This is a genomic window from Aphanothece sacrum FPU1 (assembly GCF_003864295.1).
Taxonomy (GTDB): Bacteria; Cyanobacteriota; Cyanobacteriia; order Cyanobacteriales; family Microcystaceae; genus Aphanothece_B; species Aphanothece_B sacrum.
This window is the reverse complement of sequence record NZ_BDQK01000013.1, coordinates 235107-253647: the sequence shown is the minus strand read 5'-3', so window position 1 is coordinate 253647 and position 18541 is coordinate 235107. Positions and strand designations below refer to the sequence as shown.

At 38.4% G+C, this 18541-nt stretch carries 19 protein-coding genes and 2 tRNA genes; 9 read left to right on the top strand and 12 right to left on the bottom strand.

What is annotated here, in order from left to right:
* Nucleotides 1-8 precede the first annotated feature (8 nt).
* Nucleotides 9-1301, bottom strand: a complete 1293-nt coding sequence (locus AsFPU1_RS11775) for a D-alanyl-D-alanine carboxypeptidase (protein WP_124974748.1) — start codon at nucleotides 1299-1301, stop codon at nucleotides 9-11.
* Between the two features lie 324 nt (nucleotides 1302-1625).
* On the opposite strand from AsFPU1_RS11775, the gene plsX reads away from it, so the two are divergent.
* The 4 genes from plsX (at nucleotide 1626) to AsFPU1_RS11755 (ending at nucleotide 4756) form a co-directional block, all read left to right on the top strand.
* Complete coding sequence (plsX, locus tag AsFPU1_RS11770) at nucleotides 1626-2684, top strand: phosphate acyltransferase PlsX (protein WP_124974746.1); 1059 nt, start codon at nucleotides 1626-1628, stop codon at nucleotides 2682-2684.
* Nucleotides 2685-2755: 71 nt separating this feature from the next.
* The gene (locus AsFPU1_RS11765) at nucleotides 2756-3763 is read left to right on the top strand and encodes a beta-ketoacyl-ACP synthase III (RefSeq protein WP_124974744.1); all 1008 of its coding nucleotides are present in this window, start codon (nucleotides 2756-2758) and stop codon (nucleotides 3761-3763) included.
* A 24-nt stretch (nucleotides 3764-3787) separates the two neighbouring features.
* On the top strand, nucleotides 3788-4660 hold the full coding sequence (gene fabD, locus AsFPU1_RS11760; protein ID WP_124974742.1) for an ACP S-malonyltransferase: 873 nt from the start codon (nucleotides 3788-3790) through the stop codon (nucleotides 4658-4660).
* A 24-nt stretch (nucleotides 4661-4684) separates the two neighbouring features.
* Nucleotides 4685-4756, top strand: a tRNA-Val gene (locus AsFPU1_RS11755).
* Between the two features lie 298 nt (nucleotides 4757-5054).
* Here AsFPU1_RS11755 and AsFPU1_RS11750 read toward each other — a convergent pair.
* The 3 genes from AsFPU1_RS11750 to AsFPU1_RS11740 all read right to left on the bottom strand — a co-directional run bounded on the left by AsFPU1_RS11750 (nucleotide 5055) and on the right by AsFPU1_RS11740 (nucleotide 6338).
* Nucleotides 5055-5342: a BrnA antitoxin family protein gene (locus tag AsFPU1_RS11750; RefSeq protein WP_124974740.1), complete on the bottom strand. Its 288-nt coding sequence runs from the start codon at nucleotides 5340-5342 to the stop codon at nucleotides 5055-5057.
* Nucleotides 5326-5634, bottom strand: a complete 309-nt coding sequence (locus tag AsFPU1_RS11745) for a BrnT family toxin (protein WP_227873512.1) — start codon at nucleotides 5632-5634, stop codon at nucleotides 5326-5328. Before AsFPU1_RS11745 ends, AsFPU1_RS11750 begins: the two co-directional genes overlap by 17 nt.
* A 113-nt stretch (nucleotides 5635-5747) precedes the next feature.
* The gene (locus tag AsFPU1_RS11740) at nucleotides 5748-6338 is read right to left on the bottom strand and encodes a Uma2 family endonuclease (RefSeq protein ID WP_124974738.1); all 591 of its coding nucleotides are present in this window, start codon (nucleotides 6336-6338) and stop codon (nucleotides 5748-5750) included.
* A gap of 232 nt (nucleotides 6339-6570) precedes the next feature.
* Between AsFPU1_RS11740 and AsFPU1_RS11735 the strand changes: the two genes are divergently transcribed.
* The 5 genes from AsFPU1_RS11735 (at nucleotide 6571) to AsFPU1_RS11725 (ending at nucleotide 10225) form a co-directional block, all read left to right on the top strand.
* Entirely contained in the window at nucleotides 6571-7506 is a 936-nt protein-coding gene (locus tag AsFPU1_RS11735; protein WP_124974736.1) for a serine hydrolase, read from the top strand.
* A gap of 442 nt (nucleotides 7507-7948) precedes the next feature.
* Complete coding sequence (locus AsFPU1_RS22655; protein ID WP_172957499.1) at nucleotides 7949-8098, top strand: hypothetical protein; 150 nt, start codon at nucleotides 7949-7951, stop codon at nucleotides 8096-8098.
* Between the two features lie 167 nt (nucleotides 8099-8265).
* Nucleotides 8266-8415 carry a hypothetical protein gene (locus tag AsFPU1_RS22650; protein ID WP_172957498.1) on the top strand — a complete coding sequence of 50 codons (150 nt, stop codon included), beginning with the start codon at nucleotides 8266-8268 and terminating at the stop codon, nucleotides 8413-8415.
* Nucleotides 8416-8582: 167 nt separating this feature from the next.
* Nucleotides 8583-8792 (top strand): hypothetical protein, encoded by a 210-nt coding sequence (locus AsFPU1_RS11730; protein ID WP_124974734.1) that lies wholly within the window; start codon nucleotides 8583-8585, stop codon nucleotides 8790-8792.
* A gap of 191 nt (nucleotides 8793-8983) precedes the next feature.
* Nucleotides 8984-10225, top strand: coding sequence for a PEP-CTERM sorting domain-containing protein (locus AsFPU1_RS11725; RefSeq protein ID WP_124974732.1), 1242 nt, complete (start codon nucleotides 8984-8986; stop codon nucleotides 10223-10225).
* A gap of 125 nt (nucleotides 10226-10350) precedes the next feature.
* On the opposite strand, the gene AsFPU1_RS11720 is transcribed toward AsFPU1_RS11725, so the two are convergent.
* From AsFPU1_RS11720 to AsFPU1_RS11685, 8 genes are all read right to left on the bottom strand, one after another.
* A complete protein-coding gene (locus AsFPU1_RS11720) occupies nucleotides 10351-11124 on the bottom strand; it encodes a peptidylprolyl isomerase (protein WP_124974730.1) in 774 nt (257 codons plus the stop codon).
* Nucleotides 11125-11148: 24 nt separating this feature from the next.
* Entirely contained in the window at nucleotides 11149-11370 is a 222-nt protein-coding gene (locus AsFPU1_RS11715; RefSeq protein WP_124974728.1) for a hypothetical protein, read from the bottom strand.
* Nucleotides 11357-11650, bottom strand: coding sequence for a BrnT family toxin (locus AsFPU1_RS11710; RefSeq protein ID WP_124974726.1), 294 nt, complete (start codon nucleotides 11648-11650; stop codon nucleotides 11357-11359). Before AsFPU1_RS11710 ends, AsFPU1_RS11715 begins: the two co-directional genes overlap by 14 nt.
* Before the next feature lie 227 nt (nucleotides 11651-11877).
* A complete protein-coding gene (locus AsFPU1_RS11705; protein ID WP_124974724.1) occupies nucleotides 11878-13413 on the bottom strand; it encodes a beta-barrel domain-containing protein in 1536 nt (511 codons plus the stop codon).
* Nucleotides 13414-13463: 50 nt separating this feature from the next.
* A complete protein-coding gene (locus AsFPU1_RS11700) occupies nucleotides 13464-16175 on the bottom strand; it encodes a peptidase domain-containing ABC transporter (RefSeq protein WP_124974722.1) in 2712 nt (903 codons plus the stop codon).
* 5 nt (nucleotides 16176-16180) lie between these two features.
* On the bottom strand, nucleotides 16181-16741 hold the full coding sequence (locus tag AsFPU1_RS11695) for a helix-turn-helix domain-containing protein (protein WP_172957497.1): 561 nt from the start codon (nucleotides 16739-16741) through the stop codon (nucleotides 16181-16183).
* A gap of 624 nt (nucleotides 16742-17365) precedes the next feature.
* Nucleotides 17366-17437, bottom strand: a tRNA-Lys gene (locus AsFPU1_RS11690).
* Between the two features lie 64 nt (nucleotides 17438-17501).
* Nucleotides 17502-18374, bottom strand: a complete 873-nt coding sequence (locus tag AsFPU1_RS11685; protein WP_124974720.1) for an aldose epimerase family protein — start codon at nucleotides 18372-18374, stop codon at nucleotides 17502-17504.
* Nucleotides 18375-18541: the final 167 nt, after the last annotated feature.

Genomic DNA, 18541 nt, shown 5'->3' with positions numbered 1-18541 from the left:
CTCCCTTTCTAACTTTGTTGAGGAATATTGCGTTTAGGATCACCTAAATTAACAGTTGGATTGGTTTTAACCGTAGATTCTAGGGGAATTAGTTGCCAATGTTGGGCTAACCGTTGTAATAATCGATCTTGTTCTACCCGAAACCGATCAACATTATTACCATAGTTAATAATGGCAAACCAGACTGGGCCTCTTTCTTGAGTAGGGATCACACCAGCTAAGGCACTGACTTGAGCGAGGGTTCCTGTTTTAAAAGCCACTCCATCGGGAATATTACGCAATTGGGCTGTTCCTTTTTTATCTCGTCCGGCCATAGGAAATAAATCTTTGACCTCTAGGGGATTATCCCCTAACCTTTGCTCTATGGTCATCAACATTTGTACTGTAGCCCTGGGAGAAATCCGATTTTCTACCCCTAACCCCGATCCATTAATTAAGCTAATTTCTCCGGGGGGTAATTTCGCTACTTGAGCCGCTAATTTAGCTACTACTGAAGCCCCTCCCAGTTCATCGGCTAACATTTGTGCCATAGCGTTGTTACTGTAGAGATTCATCTTTTTGAGGAGTTCGGCCAGGGTTAAAGACTGATGACGCATTAATAATTTAGCGTTAGTCGGGAGGGTATTTTCTACTTTCACCTGACGGGCGATCGCCACTTGAGGACGAGGAGTTTTTGGCGGGAAGGTTCGATAAGTTTGTTCGATTGAAGGAGTCCAACGACGTTGATTTAATCCTACTTGCAGTAATTCTCCTGATAGTTGGGGATTGGACTGAAAATTGACAGAAAAACGTCCCAGAATAATTAAATTGCCTTTTACCTGACGAATACCCAATTGATTGAGTTGGTTTCCTAATGCGATCGCTTCTTCCCAAACAAACAGAGGATCACCCCCTCCTTGAATAATGAGATCCCCTTGTAATATGCCATTTTTAACAGGGCCAACCGTATAAATAAGAGTTTCAAAACGGTGATTAGTCCCCCAAGTTGCCAAAGCAGCTAGGGAAGTAGCCACCTTAGTTAAAGAAGCAGCAGAAGCCGGAATATTCGCCCCGTGTTCCCCTAAATAAGCCCATTCGGACTGAATCCAAACCCCTTGTTGAGCGGAAGAAACCCCCAGAGAGGCTAATTGTTTAAGATAATCCGCGACAATTTTTTCTACCACCGGATCAGGTTCTGTGGGAACCTGAAAAATTTTTGCCTCTTGCCAGGCTACTAACGGAACAGGTTGTAATGGAGCCGGAGAACGACCCCAAAGATTCATCAATAAATGGCCGACGGCAAAACCCAATAATTCCTGCATATTTTAACAAAATGTTGGCAGAACTTCTCACCTAAAAATACTATCAGAAAACTCACCCGACAACATCAAAACCTACTTAAAAGCATTTTTAAGCTTAAAATAAATTTTATACAAGAGGTTGGTTAGGCTAAAATAAGGTATCTATTTATCAGTACATATAAATTATTTAGGCTGATAAGTTAGGTATCTTGATTCTTAATATATTTTCTTAGCTTTGCAATAGGTGCGCCACCAGATGAGACAACATAAAAAATTCTGAATCTTTGGTTGCGGAATGTTTCAATGCTTCTGTTAAAATTTTGAAGGTTTCTATCACTTTGATCAATGGCAGTAACTCGCGCAAGAATCGCAGTAGACGCTATGGGAGGGGATCACGCTCCTGGGCAAATTGTCGCTGGAGCGATCCGAGCTTCTGAAGAACTCGACGCAGAAATTCTGTTGGTTGGCGATCGCCAACAGATTCAAGATGCCCTCCAACATCATGCCCATACCCCTAATCTCGAAATTGTCGAAGCAGATGGGGCGATCGCCATGCACGAAGGAGTTACGGAATTACGGCGTAAACCCCAGGCCTCCATTAATGTGGCCATGGATTTAGTCAAGCAAAATCGTGCTGATGCCGTAGTTTCGGCTGGACATTCTGGGGCGGCCATGGCCTCGGCTACCCTACGTTTAGGCCGTATTAGAGGGATTGATCGTCCTGCCATCGGGGCGGTCTTTCCTACCCTCTTGGCTGGCAAATCCGTCATTATTTTAGATGTCGGGGCTAATGTAGACTGTCGTCCCAAATATTTAGAACAATTTGCTCTAATGGGAACAATTTATAGTCAATATGTCATGGGGGTAGAAGAACCTAAAGTGGGATTACTCAACATTGGAGAGGAATCTAGCAAAGGAAACGACCTGGCCCTAAGAACTTATGAAATATTAGAAGCAAACAAACAAATTCCCTTTATTGGCAATGCGGAAGGTAGAGATGTCCTCTCAGGTCGATTTGATGTGATCGTTTGTGACGGTTTTGTCGGTAACGTTTTACTCAAATTCGCCGAAGCAGTGGGAGAAATTCTCTTACAAATCATCCGAGAAGAATTACCCCAAGGATGGCGTGGTCAAGTTGGCTCAGCCATACTTAAACCTAACCTCAAAAAACTTAAACAGCGTGTAGATCATGCTGAGCATGGGGGAGCGTTACTGTTTGGGGTAGAGGGGGTCTGTATTATTAGTCATGGTAGTTCTCAAGCTCCCTCAATTTTTAACGCGATTCGTCTAGCCAAAGAAGCGATCGATAATCAGGTTATTGAGCGTATTAGGGCTAATAACGCAGCTAATCAAGAGATTACATCTGTTTCTGATGCTACGGCCAATAGTCAATCAGGCAGTTAACATCAACCAACGACAAAGGGGAAGGTTTCTTCCCCTCCTGGTTTATCAATAAGCAAACAGGGGGAAATATTTTGCAACAATTAGGCCCAGGAATCGTTATTACGGGCTGTGGTTCGGCGACTCCTACTCAGGTAATGACCAACCAAGACCTCACTCATTTGGTGGATACCTCGGATGAGTGGATTCGTACACGCACAGGCATGGAAAAACGCCATTTAGCCACCGCCGATACCTCTTTGAGTCATTTGTCGGCTCAAGCTGCGGCCGCCGCCATTACTAAGGCAGGTTTAACGCCAACGGATATTGATTTAATTATACTAGCTACTTCCACCCCTGATGATCTGTTCGGTAGTGCGGCTGAAGTACAACATTTATTAGGAGCCTCAAAAGCAGTGGCTTTTGACCTTACGGCTGCTTGTTCGGGATTTATTTTTGCTTTAGTCACGGCTACCCAATTTATCCGTACTGGAGTTTACCAAAATGTGGTAGTTATTGGGGCAGATATTCTCTCTCGTTGGGTTGATTGGTCAGATCGCAATACTTGTGTTCTATTTGGTGATGGGGCAGGTGCGGTGGTGTGTCAAGCTACTTCAGACGAGGATTGTTTTCTCAGCTTTGAAATGTATACGGATGGTCAACAACATGAATGTCTAAATTTAGCTTATCAAGGCGTGGCTAAACCCCTTACAGATGACATTATTATCAGTCAAGGAACCTATCAACCCATCACCATGAATGGACGAGAGGTTTATCGGTTTGCGGTGGCTAAAGTGCCTGAAGTTATTAAAAAAGCTTTATTTAAAGCAAATTTATCTACTGATGCTATTGATTGGCTGATCTTACATCAAGCTAATCAACGTATTATGGATGCGGTGGCCCAACGTTTAAATATTCCCTCCCAAAAAGTGATCGCTAATCTACAAGAGTACGGCAATACGTCAGCAGCTTCTATTCCTTTGGCCTTGGATGAAGCGGTAAGATCTGGCAAAATTAAACCAGGAGATGTGATTGCCAGTTCTGGTTTTGGCGCGGGTTTAACCTGGGGTGCGGCCATTTTTCGCTGGGGAATCAATAACTAATATATAACTACTAAAGAATTAAGCATGAAAATCGCGTGGGTATTTCCAGGACAAGGATCACAAATAGTGGGAATGGGGGTAGATTTACAAGAGACACCCATAGGTCAAGCTAAATTTGAGCAGGCCGAGGATATTTTAGGTTGGTCGGTGTTAGAAAAGTGTCAAGCGCAGGAGACGGAGTTATCTCGGACGCTTTACACTCAACCTTGTCTCTATGTCATTGAAAGTATTTTAGCTGATTTATTAGTACAAAACGGACAATTACCGGATTTGGTGGCTGGCCACAGTTTAGGGGAGTATTCGGCTTTGTATGCGGCAAGGTCCTTTGATTTTACCACGGGGCTAGAGTTAGTCAAACGCAGGGCCGAGTTAATGGATAAAGCTTTAGGGGGCAAAATGGCGGCCCTGATGAAGTTTGACCGTCAACAGTTAGAAGATGCGATCGCGGCTAATGCTGATGTGGTCTTAGCTAATGATAACAGTGAGGAACAAGTGGTGATTTCGGGGACTCCTGAAGGAGTAGATGCCATTCTTGCCCAAGTTAAAGCTAAACGGGCCGTTCCCCTTAAGGTTTCTGGGGCATTTCATTCTCCGTTTATGACTGATGCGGCCCAAGAATTTCAAGGGTTATTAGATTCTTGTAAGTTTGCTGATGCTAAAGTTCCAGTATTGTCTAATGTTGACCCGACTCCTACTCAGTCAGCAACAATGTTAAAAGAGCGTTTAATGAAGCAAATGACGGGTTCTGTGCGCTGGCGTGAGATTATGTTATGTTTACCCCAAGAAGGGATTACTCACGGGGTAGAGGTTGGCCCAGGTAAGGTTCTCACGGGTTTAATTAAGCGTACTTGTCCTGAGATAAAATTAACTAATGTAGGCAAGATGAGTGAGCTTTAATGTGTGCTAGGATTAAAGCGATTAGGGCGATTAGCACAGGGGTAGCGCATTTCCTTCACACGGAAAGGGTCACTGGTTCAAATCCAGTATCGCCCATAACTTGAAACCCGCTTTAAGTATACGTTTTATATATTAACTCATAACTAATTCAAGTTAATTACACTAAAATTACACTAAATTCTAAACAAAAAAAATGTTACCTGACGAAGAATTTTATAGTCAAAGAGAAAATCTTATTTTTGAAATTGAAAAGAACCAAAATTAGATAAACTAAATCTATTGTTAAACATTTTCAATGCGGGTGTTTTGTTGTATCATCTGAGTAACCGTTTGTATTTCCTTTAGTAAAGTAATGATTTTAAAAAGTAACTATAGATTACTTTTTTTTGTTCAATTAGATAGGATGCTCATCGATATAGCTTTTTAAGGCTTGGTTGAGTCGCGTTTGCCAGCCTTCAGGCTTCTGTGACTTAAAGTAGTCAATAATTTCAGGGTCTAATCGCAGTGTGACTTGTTGCTTTGTTGGGTCTTTTTGTTTTCCACGCTGGCCCCTAGCCTTCTTCATGCTCGCAAAAAATTCTTTGGGCAGAACGTTTTGTGCTGGTTGTGCCTTCTCGAAATCATCCTTAGTCCAGATAGGGTTTTCCTCATCCTCTTTCAATGAATCATGATCTTTGTTCATAAAACCTCCTTTCTTTGTTACGGGCGCGACGAAAGCTAATGATCCATACAACATCACCGCGCAGTGTAAACGTCACGCTGTATGCTTTGCCATCTTCGCCTATAGCAAAGGCGTTATAGCGAACTTCTCCATAATCTTTTCTATCATCGATGCGAATTAACGCTTGATCCCAATTCAAAAACACCACATCATCAAAGGACAACCCACGCTCTACGATATTTCTCTGATTTTTTTTAGGATCATAACCAATGTGCATGGTAAAAATTGTAACTACAAATAAATATCTTGTCAAGATATTTAACCATCCCCAAGACAGGAGTGGCTCCCCAGCCTACAATATTTTCTATGAGTAAATAACCTAGTATTTTCTGATTTATTACCCAAAAAAATAAATTTAATTGCTTGCTAAAAAGATAATTCTTGAAATAACTCTAGCAAAGGTAGACTAAAATTAGGGATAACATCTTCTCCATCAAGACTATCTTCTAATTGTAAAAGCTTCGATGGTTTGGGCTTATGATAAACCAATACAGACTCCTCATCAGGCAAAATAACCCATGTTAAACGAGTTCCATTCTCGAAATATTCGACTAACTTATTATGAATTTCTTCAAAAGTATTATTAGGAGAAATAATTTCCACTGCTAAATCAGGCGCACCCTCAAAAAAGCCTTTAGGTAATCGCTTTAAACCCTGTAATCTTTCCTTAGCGATGAATGCCAAATCGGGAGATCTTTTGTTGCCAGTTTGCATCTTAAAAGCGGTACTAGAATCACAAGTCACACCAAGTTTATGAGTTCGCACAAAACCAGTCAAAAAATATCCAAGAGTCAGGGCTAAATAACCATGTTCTACACCTGAATTTGCCACAAAAATTAACTTTCCATCCACATATTCGTAACGGTTTCCCTCTTCAGTCAATGCCATAAACTGCTCATCAGTCAAAGCTTTTGATTTATCTAATTCTATATCATTTTTTGCGATTGCTTTGAGCATTAGATGTTCCGACCCAGATTAAACTATATCGAATTAATTATAACCAAATAATTTACAGGCTTCCAGCCTGTACCACAAAATCAGAGAAAATCTATCATTGTATATTTTTAAGATTAGATGTATTTCAGTTCTCTGTTACTTTTTGTCTTAGTAAAACCCATTTTAAATGGGTTTTAGTTTATTCACCAAAAACAGTAAAATATAAGTTATTACTACACCCCCCCAAACCGATATGACATTTTTTTCCCAAGACGAGACATTACAACAACTCGCTACCGAGATTTTAGACGCTACTTGGGCAAAATTTCCAGAATTAGCTCCAAATCAATTAGCATTAACTTGGATAGTCTATGATTCCCCAGTTATCGTCAATACAGGAGGTGCAATCTCTGCCGAGGAATTTTGGAAATATTCAGTCAGAGGGTTTAGTTATCGGGGAATAGAACGCATTTACCCTGCGAGTGTGGTCAAATTATTTTATCTCGTTGCGATTCATGAATGGCTTGAAAGTGGCATGGTCACTGAATCTCAAGAATTAAACCGGGCTATTCGGGATATGATAATTGATTCTAGCAATGATGCTACTAATTTGATAGTCGATGTGTTAACCGGAACCACCAGCGGCCCAGAATTACCCCAAGGCCCCTTTGACACCTGGAAAAACCAACGTAACCTGGTTAACCGTTATTTTCGTTCTCTGGGATGGGAAGAATTAGATTCTATCAATGTTAACCAAAAAACTTGGGGTGATGGCCCCTATGGCAGAGAACGGGCCTTTTTAGGAGAAATGATGGAAAATCGCAATATGTTAACCACCAATGCTGTCGCCAGATTATTACATACTATCATTGGAGGTGTGGCCGTTTCTTCAACGCGATCGCAACAGATGATGTCTTTATTAAAACGGAGTCTTAACCCCAAAGATATCAATAAAGCGGAAGAAAATCAAATAATAGGCTTTTTAGGGGAAAGTTTAGTCCCTAATGCTCAATTATGGTCAAAAGCAGGTTGGACAAGTCAAGTCCGTCACGATGCTGCTTATATTGAAATTCCACAACAACAACCTTATCTTTTAATTGTCTTTACTGAGGGCAAAATTAATAGTCAAAATAAAGCTATTATGCCCTTTATTTCTCAAGCTATTACCACAGCAATAACTAAGGTTTAAAATCAGCTTAATTATTACAAATAATAAACTTTAATTCTAAAAAGTTAAGCTATATAAACAAAGGTTGCCTACCCAACCTAGAATTTAACTAGTCGGACAAAATTAAAGTTAACGATGAAGTCAGGCAGCGGGCAACACCGAAAAGGTTTCAGTCGTAGTAATATTTCTTAAAGTATCTAAACAAAAATAAATGTTACGATCAAGTAAGCAGGGGAGTGCCGGAGCAAAGGGAGTGCCGGAGAGGGGTTACAACCTATAAACATTTCTTAACATAGTATTGTTTATTTATCTCCGACTACTTATACTTTTAATAATTATCTATAAAAAAGAGATAATTATCACATTTATTTCTTTTTAATTTTCAAAATATTATTGACATAACCTATATAAACTAGATAGGATTTATTCAAAGCTTGAAAAATTCAACAAGGAGATTAGAATAATGTCTAAAATCAAAATTGATAATCTTAAACTAAACCCCCAATTAATTGAGTATAATAGTCTTGAAACTGTTAAAGAGGAAAGCGAATTGAATAAAATTCGGGGAGGACTGTTTCTCAGTGGCTGTAAGGGTTGGTTTGGTTTATTTTAAAGGAAAAATTCCCGACAGAATACATGACGGGCTTGAGAACAGCATAGGTTAGAAAAGCATCGGCACTCCTGTATCTTAGCCGGAATTATCTTCCGGCTGAGTTAATAATAAAGTCAAACCCTCGACTTTATTGAAAGCTTGAAAAATTCAACAAGGAGATTAGAGCAATGTCTAAAATCAAAATCGATAATCTTGAGCTAAACCCCCAATTAATTGAGGAAAATAGTCTTAAAACTCTTAAAGACGAAAGCGACCTCAATAAAATTCGGGGAGGACTGTTTCTCAGTGGCTGTAAGGGTTGGTTTGGTTTATTTTAAAGGAAAAATTCCCGACAGAATACATGACGGGCTTGAGAACAGCATAGGTTAGAAAAGCATCGGCACTCCTGTATCTTAGCCGGAATTATCTTCCGGCTGAGTTAATAATAAAGTCAAACCCTCGACTTTATTGAAAGCTTGAAAAATTCAACAAGGAGATTAGAGCAATGTCTAAAATCAAAATCGATAATCTTGAGCTAAACCCCCAATTAATCGAGGAAAATAGTCTTGAAACTCTTAAAGAGGAGAGCGACCTTAACCAAATTCGGGGGGGAGAATTGGTAATCTTTGATCCATTTGATCCATTTGATCCAATTGTGGTAATTAAGCCACCAATTCTCAGTGGCTGTAAGGGCTTTTTCAATTTCCTAGTTTAAAGGAAAAATTCCCGACAGAATACATGACGGGTTTGAGAACAGCATAGGTTAGAAAAGCATCGGCACTCCCGTATCTTAGCCGGAAATATCTTCCGGCTGAGTTACTATTTAAGTGGGATTTAAGAGACTAATTCTCTTTGTTGTTGCTTAATATCGAGCATATTCAATAAAAAGTGTTGAGAGAGATAACAATGTCTAAAAAAAGCCTTTTCCAATTTACTGTTATCATTGCGGGAGCCGTTTTCGGAGGCTTCAATGGAGCTACTCCCGCTATGGCTGCTTTCTTTACAGGACTAGGAGACTTGCCAGGAGGAGCTTTTAGCAGTGGTGCTTTAGCCGTTAGTGCTGATGGTTCGGTCGTCGTCGGTTCTGGCGTAACCCCTGTTGGTGAAAATGAAGCCTTTCGCTGGACTGCAGAAAGCGGACTTGTAGGGTTAGGAGATTTGCCAGGAGGGAATTTTATCAGTACATCTTTTGGGGTTTCTGCTGATGGTTCTGTCATTGCAGGGGTTGGTTCTAGCGTCAGTTCCAGCACTGACAATGGAAGTTTCCCACCCCTAGAAGCTTTTCGCTGGACTGCTGAAACCGGACTTGTACCATTGGGGGATTTACCTGGAGGGAATTTCTTCAGTTTTAGTTTTAAAGTTTCCCCCGATGGCTCTGTTATTGTTGGTCAGAGTAGCAGTGCCTCTGGCCTGGAAGCTTTTCGCTGGACGGCAGACACAGGAATCGTCGGGTTAGGAGATTTACCCGGAGGCCTTTTTAACAGCGTAGCCACCTCAACTTCTAATGATGGTTCCATTATTGTAGGCAGTGGCAGCAGTAACAATGGCGTGGAAGCCTTTATTTGGAGGGCAGATACAGGACTTGTCGGGTTGGGAGATTTAGCTGGGGGCGATTTTTTTAGCCGAGCGACGGATATCTCAACTGATGGTTCGATTATTGTAGGGAGGAGTTCTAGTGCCAACTCTAGTGCTGGTGGTCTTCCTATTTCGGATACGAGTGGGACAGAAGCTTTTATTTGGAGTGCAGATACAGGACTCGTCGGGTTGGGAGATTTACCTGGAGGCAATTTTTTCAGCCGGTCTTTTGCGGTTTCTGGAGATGGCTCGATTGTGATTGGACAAAGTGAGAGTGATTTGGGCATAGAACCCTTTATTTGGGATAAAAATAGCGGAATTCGCCCTCTGCGTCAATTATTCGTTGACTTGGGTTTGGACTTGACGGGTTGGGGAGCGTTGGAAGTTGCAGATATTTCTAATGATGGTTCAACCATTGTTGGTTTTGGGGTGAACCCTGACGGAAATATTGAAGCTTGGGTCGCAGGAATTAATGACACCCAGGCGGTTCCTGAACCATCGTCTGTGTTAGGATTGTTGGCTTTGGGCAGTTTCGGGATTGGGTTAGGTTTGAAAAAGGCTAAAAAGAGTTGAGAACAGGCTCTCCCGACATCTTGGTATAAAATGTATAATCAGCTACAATACTTAAGATGATGGGTTACGACGCGCCTTAAAAGTTATGCGTTTTTCATCAAAATTATAGCAGCGTCTAACCCACCCTACGAATTATAAGCTTTACTTATCACCACAGGCACGGGAGAGGCACTAGCCGTCATATCAACTTGCTGAAATTTTTCTTTTAACCATTCAGAAAACAAATCAGATAATATTTGATAGTTTATATTCTCATCTAATTCTGGTTGTATTATCTCCTCTACAAAAACTAAATGAACTCCTTGAGATGTCATAATAGGTTTCAGAAATTGGGGAGGATTTGCTGCAAAAACAGCCGCAGAAATTTCTGGTTTTAACTCCTGACGTTTAACCCTTCCTAAATATCCCCCTTTACGTCTTAACTCTGTATCCTGTATATATTGATGTGCTACATCCCAAAAGCTCATTTCTTGTTCATCAATAGCATAATACAATTCCATTGCTAAATCTTGATCATCTAAGACAACTTCATACATTACCACTTCAGCATAATTTAATTGATTTTGATAAAAATAAGCTTCAATTTTATCAGCAAAAAGATGGTTAGCTAATTTTCCAGAAAGAATACTATAATAAAGCATCTCTTCAAAATCATCTACAGAAAGCTGATTTTTTTCTAACCATTTATGAGTTTCTTCCGCACTCTGAAGGTTCTTTACTAACCGAAATTGATCTGCTGCTTGCTGGAGTTCTTCTGTTTCTACTGTAATTCCTGCCCTATTCCCTTCTTCAGCAATAATTTGACGATTAATAATTCCTTCTATTATTTCTGGCATTTTACCAGAGAATTTAGCTTGTTTTAGGATTTCTTCTTCGGTAATAGTGATATTTTCTAACATAATCGTCATGTTATATTGAAAGTTTTAATGATGATAAGTTACTATTTCTGAATCAGAGGCCAATTTTGCTAAATCTTGACGTAAGCCTTTTCCGATGTAAAATTTTAATAGGGCTTCTAAAGACATATCCTGATTATTGGCTATTTCTTTGAGAGATTCCAGGGTATCTTTAGGAATAACAATGGATAAGGTTTCTGAGGGACGGGGTTTGATATTGAGAATAATTTTTTCATTAGGATTGTTCATATTGCTTTTTCTCTATTCGAGTGGCTGGACGTGCAGAAATAATTCGAGTTCGTTGATTTCTTTCTACATAAACGACAAATAGAATGCGATAAGCTAGGGAATAACCTAGAATAAATTCTCTTCTTTCACCATATATTGTCCCATCTCCTGTTTGATAAAATGGGTCAAAAAATGCTTCTGCTGCTTCCTCAAATGTTACCCCATGTTTCTGAAGATTAATTTGAGCTTTATTGGTATCCCATTCAAATTCAGTTCCTTGTAAGCAATAGACGACATCCATCTATATATTTTATCGTTATTTTGCTGCTTTGCCTGTTTTGTTCATCATTCTATCATATCACATCGGGCGACAATAAACCTTTAGGTACGATATTGGTGATATCATTTCATCTCATTGACTTTCTTCTGTTATTGAAAACTCTATAATAAAAAAAGAAATAATTATTTTAGTTTTGTCTGGCTAGGGAAAACCGAATCTTTAATGACCTCTACTTTATTCTTTTGTTATTAAAGCTTGAATCCTCCATTTTGTAACTTCTTAAAGGGATCAAGCACGAAATCAATTAGACGACGCTGACGCACAATAACCTCTGCTGTTGCCGTATCCCCAGGACGTAACTTAATACATTTTTTAGGGGTTGGCATACAAGTCTTATTAAGTTCAATTTTCAAGTCATAAGCTAAAACTTTACCGTTAGGAGTATCTATCTCTGACGTAGTTGGAGAAACCTCGATTAATTTCCCTTCAATAATACCATAATCTTGAAAAGGGAAAGCATCAAACTTCATTTTAACTAGCATTCCTTTGGTAATAGAACCACTTTCTGTTGTTGCCATTTGCGCCCGTAAAATCAAAGCAGTTCCTTGGGGGGCAATTTCTAAAAGTCGAGTTCCTGATTGAACAACCGTTCCCTCTCCTTCAATTGGTAAATGAAAAATTGTTCCTGCAATGGGGGCTTTTACAACCCGTTGACTTAACTGAAACTGTAAACTTTCTATCTGACTTTTTGTTTGCTTAATGTCTGATTTTAAAGTACTTATTTCGGTTTGCAGATTATTTATTTCTTCTTTATTTTTTAACAAAGAAAGTTCAGCAGATCCCATCAAACTATCAGAACTATTTTCTTGCTCTTTTAGCCTTAACTCAGCATCCTTAATATCAGTTCTTGCTTTTTTAAGAGTGCGTTCATAACTACTTTTTTGCTCCGCTAAACGGTGTTTTGCTTGTTGAATATCAGACTTTGATTGTTCATAAGCTTTTTTCCTTTCTTGTACAGTATCTTCTCTTTCTATTACCTGAATTTGTGAAACAATACCTTCTTCAACTGCAGTATCATAACGATTCTTAACACCTTGGGCATTCTTAAACTGAATTTCCGCTAATTTAATCGCTTCTTGATTATGTGCTAACTCTTGTTTAGCTTGATTAACTTGTGCTAGTTTTTCTTCTTTTTGTAAATCATAGGCATTTTTTAAGGCATCAAGGTTCTGTTTAGCTTGATTAACTTGCGCTAGTTTTTCCAATTTTTGGGCTTGATTTTGTTGTTGTTGAGTCCGAAATACTAACTGTAGTTGCTTCTCCAAAAAATTTAATTGATTTAACTTTTGTTCTTGTCCTTCGAGTTTAGTTTGTTGTTGTTTAAAATCAGCTTGAATTAACTCGGATTCAATCTCAATTAAACTTTGTCCTGATTTAACGATATCTCCTTCTTTGACATTAATTAAAGATACCTTTCCCTCTACAGGTGCATCTAATTTTATTGTCTTTCCTTTGGGTTCCAATTTACCATTTGCGGTTCCAGTTTCATCCACTTTAGCTAATAAAGCCCAAGGTAATACAATAATAACAAAAACAACCAAAAAATAGAGTAGTCCCCTTGTCCAAACACGGGGTAAAGTATCAAGGATATCTTTGGTTGAATTAGCCCAATCATCCTGATGATTAGTTTGAGTTTCCGTAACTTGGGAGATTAATTGATCATCTTGAGATAACTCATTTTGAGATTGTTTCGTTATGCGTCCGTTATTAACTCCGTTAGTCATAATCTTAGTCCAAAAGCTCAATAATTACAAAGCAAATTAGAAAATAGAGTTTAACTAGCAACATCTAATTGCTGTTGATTGAGGTAATGATAATGACCCCGTTTAGCCATTAATTCTTCATGGGTTCCACTCTCAATTAATACCCCTCGATCTAGCACTAAAATCAAGTCTGCTTTACGCACTGTAGAAAGACGATGGGCGATAACTAAAGTGGTTTGATGCCGAAGAATAGAGTTTAAATTTGTTTGAATAATTCGCTCTGATTCTGCATCTAAATGGGAGGTGGCTTCATCTAAAATTAAAAGACGAGGATTACCTAATAATGCACGAGCGATCGCTAAACGTTGTCGTTGTCCTCCTGATAGCATACCTCCCCCTTCTCCGATTTGGGTTTCATACCCCATTGGTAGTTTTTTAATAAACTCATCAGCCCCTGCTAATGTAGCTGCTTCGATAATTTCCTCTAGAATAGAATCAGGATGAGCTAAACTAATATTTTCTCGAATTGTTCCCCCAAAAAGAAAGGTATCTTGATCCACTACACCAATTTGTTGTCTCAAAGAACTTAGGGACAAACTATGGATATCTTGTCCATCAATTAATATTTTACCATCGGTTGCGGGATAAAGTCCTAAAACTAGCTTAGAAATTGTGGTTTTACCCGAACCACTGCGCCCCACTAAGGCCACAGTTTGCCCAGGTTGGATCTCAAAACTAAGATTTTCTAGCACGTTTAAATCACTTTCTGGATGATAACGAAAGGTGACATTATCAAAGCGAATATTACCTTTAATTTGAGGTAATATTTGTCGTGATTGATGTTGTAAATCTTCTTCTGGTTCGTAGTCGAGAACATCATTAAGCCGTTCAACTGCAATGACAACTTCTTGTAATTGTTCCCATAATACGGTAAGTCTTTGAAATGGACGAATAACATTACCAAATAGCATATTAAATGCCACTAATTGCCCGATAGTTAGTTGATTGTGAATAACTAACCATGCCCCATACCAAAGTAATCCTGTGGTAGCTAATGCTTCAATTCCATTACTAAAAATTTGGAGACGGTTGCTAATAATTTGACCAGAAAATTGTGTGGTAATTTCTTTGTGTAGTAATTCTTCCCAATGCCAACGGACGGTTCTTTCAACAGCACTAGATTTGACAGTACGCACCCCGCTAAGGGCTTCAATTAAATAACTTTGTTCTTTGGCCATTTCGGCAAAGATTTCCCTAGAAATTCGCTTTAAAAACGGGGTGGCAATTAAAGCTAGTAACAAAAAAGGTGGAATAATTACTAGGGACAAAAGAGCCATTTTCCAGCTATACCAAAACATCAATCCTAGATAGATAAAAACCGTAATTAAATCTAGGAAAATTGACAAAGCTTCCCCTGTTAAAAATCGTTGAATTTTGCGATTCTCTTGGACACGAGAGATAATATCTCCCACATAACGAGATTCAAAAAATCCCAAAGGTAAACGCAAAGTATGGTTAATAAATGCGACAATTAATGTAATGTCTATTTTGTTAGCAGTATGATCTAATAAATATTGACGTAGCCCCATCATGACGACTCGAAATAAGCCAAAAATGACTAACCCTAACCCCACTGCGAATAAGGTAACTTCTGATCGCTGTACCACCACCCTGTCTAAAATAAGTTGGGTAAAAATCGGAGTAATAAGTCCAAATATTTGAATGAATAAAGAAGCAATAAATATTTCAAATAATACTAACCCATGGGGTTTAACTAACTCAAAAAATTGCAAAAAAGGAGTGGTATTTTCCTTAGTATTTTTTAATAAAACTGTAGGCTGTAATAACAGGGTATAGCCTGTCCAATTTTCCTTAAATTCCCTGTGACTAATGGTTTTTTGTCCAATGGCTGGGTCAGCTATTACTACGTCTTTTTTGGTAATTTCATAGACGACAACATAATGTTTTCCTTGCCAATGAACAATGGCCGGAAGTTGTTGTTGAGCTAATTTGTCTAAACTAGCTTTTACGGGTCGAGTGCCAAAACCTATGCTTTCTGCTGCGTGGCAAAGTCCCCGCAAAGATGCCCCATTTCTATCGACATTAGCAATATCCCGTAAACGGTTTACACTAAGTTTTTTGCCCCAATAACGAGCTACCATGACTAAACAAGCAGCCCCACAGTCGGAGGCACTTTGTTGAGCATAAAAAGGGTAGCGTCGCCACACTTTTTGTAACAGGTGACTTACTTTTTGGCTGGGACTAGGAAAGTAGGCTTTATTGATTATTTTTTGAGAAGTAGGTGATGATTTTTCCGCCGGTAAATTTAGAGAAATATTAATGTTTTTTTGAACTACTTCTGTGGGTTTTAATTGGTTATTTCGTTTTTGAGATTGCTGATAAAAATGCTCTCTTATTGGGGAATATTTACTAATTAAAGGAAATAATAATTCAGGAGAAAAGTAGCAAAGTTTAGTGTTTAAACCAGCCCTCACTCCATAGTTTTCAAAGTTTTCATTAGGAAAAAATCTACATTCTCCAAAGGTATCTCCTATTTCTAGGGTGCAGATTTTCTCATTTGATTGATTGACTAATCTAGATTTACCAGTAATAACAATATAAAGACCAGCTTCCGCATTTGTAGTTTCCCAAAACAAGCCAACTGGAGGTTCAATAAATTTAATTTGTTGCTGCAATTGAGAAAATTCTTTTTCTGATAGACTATAGCCTAATACTTGAGTTATTTGGTGGCGAGAGATAACCGTATTATTACTTTGTACCATGATTTTTATTCAACTTGAAATAACTTGAATAACCAAAACTTTTCTGATTGAATTCGGTTGTGATTAGGAATATCTTGAATCAGTAAGTTTTTTGTGTTTGATAAAGATAGATGATGATTTTCAAGTTTATTTTGTTTCGGTTTTGTCGATAACCCCATCTGTTTGAGAAGCTGATTAATATAGCGATTGCTAACTTTAATGTCAAATTCTTTTTCTAAATGTCTGCTTAACCAGTCGGCTGTCCATCGCTTAAATGAGTAGCAATAATGACTAGGACTGTGGCTAACTAATTCTTTTAAACGTTTTAAATACTCCTCATCAATTTTTTTCGGGCGACCAATTTTATTGTTCTTCCAGCAATGCGCTTGACCACTCTGTGCCATCATTATCCAATGTCTAGCTGTCGCTTGACTACACCCTAATAACTGACATATTTCGGTTTGGCTTTTTCCTTCATCAGCTAATAATATAATTTCAATTCGTTGACGATATTTTCCCTCAACATCCCCTTCAAGATTTTTTTGTAAGATTTTTCTCTGAAATAACGTTAAGTATTTTGTTTTCATATAATTTGGACAATCCTGTTGCTTGTCATTGAACTCAATAAGTTTCATTGCCATCTGTAATTATTTAGTAAGTACCGTGCGCAAAATTAATTGCACAGTCAAGGCGCGGGTTTTGATATAGTCGTAATGGTTGAGTAACAACGGTAGTAAGGGCGGGTTTATTTAATTTTTTTGTGAGAATCATTGATTTATGTAAAAAACCCGCCCCTACAAATTTTGTGTAATTAATTTTGTCTACCTACTTATTTATATTTATACCTCATATGATACACGGATAATTCCGGACAAACTAAGTCTAAAATTTTCAAGGGTTCTACTGAACTTGCCATGTAAATTTAATAAATGAATACAGGCTAAAGCCTTATTATATAAGAATAAAGGCTGTCTAGACAGCCTAATTATAAGTGGTTGAGTTAAGGGCAAAATCTGGGAGAGGGTTAACAGCTAGTTTACATTTCTTAAGACAGTGGACTTTATTTCTTTCCGAGTACTTAACATTCCATTAAGGACATTTGATCATGTAAGACCATTTTTGTCTACAATATTGATGAACGACTTCTAGGCTCATGAATTGCCCCCACAAAAAGCACAATTTGTGGAAGCGTCGCATAAATCCTACAATAATGGGTCGCCTGGGATTCGAACCCAAGACCGATCGGTTAAAAGCCGAGTGCTCTACCGCTGAGCTAGCGACCCGATGTGTTTTCTTGCACACGATTTACCATCGTAGCATAGACTTTTGGTAAAGGCAAGCCTTTTGTCAAAAAGAATCTACACGAATAGTGAACACTGCCTCACAAGTCTCACCAGGAGCAAGTTCTGTCAAGTTTTCTCCGGTGTTTAAGGAATTACGAGGCGCACTCCAAGGTTCAAGACAAACAAAATCTTTGCCTTTAACTGTCCAAAAAACGAAGGTAGAATAGAAATCTGACCAAGTTAGGTCAATCTTTAAGCTCCGTTGTTTGTCTATCATAGTAGCAGAAGCAGAAGAAAGAGGCTTGAACATTACATCAATTTCTTCTTGTTCAAAATCAAAAGTTCCACTAAAAGGAAAATTTTCTTTAGTACGTTGATCTTGATAAGATTTTCCAGGAATATCAAAATATAATTCGGCTTTATTCGGCACAAAAAAGTAGGGATGAAATCCCGCAGAAAAAGGCATTGTTTTGTCTGATTCGTTAGTATATTGTTGACGAATGCGCAAAACTTTTCCGTCTAATTCATAGGTAAATTTTACGGTAAAATTAAAGGGATAAACAGAATAAGTTTGATTGTTACTCTTTAAATTTACTGTCAAACTAGCACAAGAATCTGTCCCTTGTCCCGTTACTGTCCAAGGTAACTCTCTGGCAAATCCATGTTGTTTTAATGTATAAGTTTTAGAATCATGAGTATAAGTATTATCAGGAAGATTACCACACAAAGGAAAAAGAATAGGAACTCCACCTCTAACACTTAAGTCTGGGTGAGTAAATCTTTCTTCATCGAGAGTAAAAATCTCTTGTCCTTGAATTGACCAACGGGTAATAATTCCTCCTCTTTCGGGAACAACTTCTACACGAGATAAAGCCGTTTCATCCGAAAGAATATAAGTAGAATATTGATTTTGTTTGAGAGAAATTGAAAATACCATAACTCTTGTTTTCGTCTCCTAGGAATTACTGTTTAATGATAAACCTCTAGACACAATAATGCTAGGGGGTTAATGTTAAAATAATCTAGGAGTTACGCATTGACAGATCAATTTAAATATGCTTAGTCTAAACACATAAGGCGGTCTCGCGGAGCGAGTGCGGCTGC